Below are 4,072 nucleotides of genomic sequence, written 5' to 3'. Positions count from 1 at the left end.
GCCCGGACGGCGGCAGCCTACGGAGCGCCCCGCCGCGCGCCGGCCGACGCACCTCCGTCGGCGACGGCCGGCGTGCCCAGCGACACCAGCAGGCTCTCGTAGCCTCGCAGGGTCAGCCGGGTCCGGTGCCGAGGCGGCTCGACCAGCGCCAGTTCGGGGAGGCGGCGCAGCAGCATCGGGAACGCCAGCTGCGCCTCCAGCCGGGCCAGGCCGGCACCGAGGCAGTAGTGCGGGCCGGCGCCGAAGGACAGCGGGTGCCCCTGGTCCCGCATCGGGTCGAAACGCTGCGGGTCGGCAAACCGGCGCGGGTCGCGGTTCGCCGCGCCGAGCAGCAGCAACGCCGCGCTGCCCGCCGGAAGGTCGAGCCCGCCGCAGCGCACCGGCGCCGTGCTGGTCCGGGTGGTCAACTGCACCGGCGAGTCGTAGCGCAGCAGCTCCTCGACGTACGCCGGGGCGAGCGCGGGATCGGCGCGCAGTTCGGCGGCGGCAGCCGGGTGACGCAGCAGCACGACGAGACCGTTGCCGAGCAGGTTGGTCGTGGTCTCGAAGCCGGCCACCAGCAGCACCACCAGGTTGGCCAGCAGTTCGTCGCCGGTGAGGCGGTCGCCGTCGTCGTCGTGCACCTGGACCAGCGCGGTGGTCAGGTCGTCGGCCGGTGCCCGCCGCCGGGCGACGATCAGCTCGACGAAGTAGTCGCGCAGCTCGGAGGCGCCCGCGTCGGCGACCGTCAACTCCTCGGGAGTTATCTCCGGCTCCAGCACCCCGGTCAGGTCACCAGCCCAGCGGCGGAACAGCGGCCGGTCAGCCGCGGGTACGCCGAGCAGCGCGCAGATCACCCCGACCGGCAGCGGGTACGCGAAGTCGGCCAGCATGTCGACCGGAGCGCCGCCCGCGGCGCGGTCGACCAGCAGGTCGAGCAACTCCTCGGCCTGCGCCCGCACCACGTCGCGCATGCCGGCGATCCGGCGAGGACTGAACGCCCCTGCGGCCAGCCGACGCATCCGGCTGTGGTCAGGCGGGTTGGTCCGCAGCATGGACCGGGCGATCGACGACACCGCCGGGCTCTGCCGCCAGTTCGGCCAGACCTGGTCCCGGAGCGCGTCGTCGAGCACCCCGAGCCGGGGGTCGCGCAACAGCTCGTCGACCTCCGGGTAACCGGTCACCACGTACAGGCCCGGCAACGCCTGCACCACGGGCCCGTGGGCGCGCAGCCGCTCGTACGTCGGGTACGGGTCGACCCGCCCCTGCGGCGACATGAGCAGTGTCAGCGCTTCGGCAGCCTCCATGGCCGGCCCCCCGTCGATGCGTCGGAGGTTCCATCATCCCGGTGCGGCCGTCATCCAGCAGCCCTCAAGGCCGCGCAGTCGACGCCGAGCGCCCAGACAGCGGCGGCTCGGGCACCGGCGGGTCTGACACCGGCCGCCGAGGCTCAGGCGCTGGCGCTCGGGTCCCCGGCGAGGACCGCGTCACCACGGAGCAACGCGGGCTCGGGCAGCGGAAGCTGGATCTTGTGGGCCGCCTCCCAGTCGTAGATCAGGCCGGGGCGGACCTGGGCGGCGAAGTAGTCGATCGCCGTCATCCCACCCACGACCGGCTCGTCGACCTCGGCGACCAGCTGGGCCGGGACGAGGGAGAACCCGTTCTGCAGGGCGGCGCTGAGCCGGCGGTGACCGTCGACGACGAAGAAGTACTCGCCGGTGAACCCGATCTTCAACGGTTCGAGGGCCTCGTCGCCGGCCTCGGCCACGTCGCCGACGAAGTCGGTGTCCCACAGACCCCGCAGGGTGGCGATGTCCTCGGTCGGGTAGACGCGGGCCGGGTCGAGCAGCAGCAGCGGTGGCGCGTCCCGCAGCACCTCAGCGCCGAGCGTCCCCTCGTACGCGGCGATGATGTGCTCGATCACCTCGGAGGCGGTCGCCCGGGTGGTGTCGCAGATCAGGTCGTAGTTGCGCAGTCGGGCCTTGTCCACGCCGTACCGGATGATGAACCGGCTGCGCTCGCTGGCACTGCGCTCCCGGAGCTTGGCCTTGGCCTCCTCCATCGAGGCGTAGCTCTCCGCCGGACCGGAGGGCCGGGCGAGCACCCGACGGGCCGCCTCACCCGGCTCGGTGATCATGTGCACCTTGAGCGCGTCGGTGAAGAAGTGCCAGGCCAACCGGGAGTCCATGACGAGGCGCTCACCGGAGGCGGCGATGTCCCGCTGGAGCTGGTCGACGTAGCCGTCGACGGCCTGGTCGAGCTCGGCGTGCAGATTGAGCTGCAGAGCGGTCATCTGCCGCTGCTGCGCCATCTCCCGGTAGAGGTCCCCCACGCTGACCCGGCGCATCCCGAGCCGCTTGGCGATCTCGACCGACACGGTGCTCTTGCCGCTGCCGAGGTCGCCGTTGAAGACGATCGATTGTCCAACGGTCACGACTTGTCCACCCCTGATCACCGGCTCATTGACATCATCGACACCGCGTCCGACCGACGCGTTCCCGCCATCGTCGCGACAGCCCGCTGCGGCCCCGACTGAGCGCGTCTGACGCTCCGTCGCGACCGGGAGCCGCCGTACGCCTCGGCATGACGGGCGATGCTACCACTCCGGCGCCACCCCTCTGCCGGACGCAGTGTGCGAGGCCACTCCCGACCGGCGGGGTCCGCCGCCGCCGGCACCAGCCGAAACTCCTCAGAACAGGCTCAGCGGATCGACCTGGAGACGGACCGGGTCGTGCAGTCGTTGCCGCGCCCACTCCCGGACGCTCGCGGTGCTGTGTCGGTGACCTTCGGCACCGGCCGTTCGATGTACTGCGCCTGGCCGCCGTCCCGCCACGGAGGCATCACGCAGCGGCGGGCCGCCCGGTTGGCCACCTCGCTGCCGTGGTCGAGGCGGATGACGTGCAGGCAGAGGTCGATCCCGGCGGCGACCCCGGCCGAGGTGAGCACCGGGCCGTCGGCGATGAAGAGCACACCCGGGTCGAGGTCCACCCGGGGGTGCAGGCGGCGGAACTGCTCGGCGTACGCCCAGTGGGTGGTCGCCCGTCGACCGTCGAGCAGCCCGGCGGCGGCCAGCACGAACGCTCCCGTGCAGATCGACATGATCCGGACCCCGCGCTCGTGCGCCGCGCGCAGCGCCTCGGCCACCTCCGGCTCGAGGGTGCCCATGGTCAACGCGTTGCCGGCGTGGATGCCCGGGACGATCACCGTGTCGGCGGTGTCGAGCAGCTCCAGACCATGGTCGGGGACCACCTGGAAGCCGGCGGTGCTGCGGACCGGTCGCCCACCCGGAGTGCACACCCGCACGTCGTAGAAGTGCGTCTGGTCGGCGGACCGGGCGGTGCTGAAGACCTGCGACGGGGTGCCGAGGTCCAGGCCGACGACCTGGTCCAGGGCGAGTACGGCGATCCGGTGCGGGCTAACGGTCATGGCCCGATTATTGCGCATGATGGCTTTCCGGCCACTCGTCGCTCCGGTGAACCCCGCACAGACTGGTCCGGTGACCAAGAACCGCCGTCTGCATCCCGCCTGGCTGGTCGCCGCCGTCGCCTTCGTGGCGCTGGTCGGCGCGGCCGGCTTCCGTGCCACACCCTCGGTGCTGCTGCACCCCCTGCACGAGGAGTTCGGGTGGCCACTGGCCACGATCTCCGCGGCCGTCTCGGTCAACCTGCTGCTCTACGGGCTGACCGCACCGTTCGCCGCCGCCCTGATGGACCGGTTCGGCATCCGCCGGGTGGTCTCGGTGGCGTTGCTGCTGGTCGCTGCCGGCAGCGGGCTGACCGTCTTCATGAACGCGAGCTGGCAGCTCCTGCTCTGCTGGGGGGTGCTGGTCGGGCTGGGCACCGGCTCGATGGCACTGGCCTTCGTGGCCACCATCACCGGGCGCTGGTTCGTCCACCGCAGGGGCCTGGTCACCGGGGTGCTGACCGCAGGCGGGGCCGCCGGGCAGTTGGTGTTCCTGCCACTGATCGCCATCCTGGTACGCGACCACGGCTGGCGGACGGCGGCGCTCGTCGTGGCCGGAGCAGCGCTCGCGGTCGTACCCCTGGTGGTGTGGTTCCTGCGCGAGCACCCGGCGGATCTCGGTCTGCCCGCC

At 72.4% G+C, this 4,072-nt stretch carries 3 protein-coding genes and 1 pseudogene; 1 reads left to right on the top strand and 3 read right to left on the bottom strand.

Features of this window, described 5'->3' with window-relative positions:
• Positions 1-17: 17 nt before the first annotated feature.
• From ACWCO3_RS32320 to ACWCO3_RS32310, 3 genes and pseudogenes are all read right to left on the bottom strand, one after another.
• Positions 18-1,286: a cytochrome P450 gene (locus tag ACWCO3_RS32320; protein WP_358163616.1), complete on the bottom strand. Its 1,269-nt coding sequence runs from the start codon at positions 1,284-1,286 to the stop codon at positions 18-20.
• A gap of 143 nt (positions 1,287-1,429) precedes the next feature.
• Entirely contained in the window at positions 1,430-2,413 is a 984-nt protein-coding gene (locus ACWCO3_RS32315) for an AAA family ATPase (RefSeq protein ID WP_145783693.1), read from the bottom strand.
• Between the two features lie 279 nt (positions 2,414-2,692).
• Positions 2,693-3,423, bottom strand: a pseudogene (locus tag ACWCO3_RS32310) (GlxA family transcriptional regulator); the annotation flags it as partial.
• Position 3,424: 1 nt separating this feature from the next.
• Here ACWCO3_RS32310 and ACWCO3_RS32305 point away from each other — a divergent pair.
• The coding region (locus ACWCO3_RS32305) for an MFS transporter (RefSeq protein WP_450013695.1) at positions 3,425-4,072 on the top strand (648 nt) is incomplete at its 3' end.

It is taken from the genome of Micromonospora sp. NPDC002411, assembly GCF_053592955.1.
This window is presented reverse-complemented; position numbering and strand designations above follow the sequence as displayed.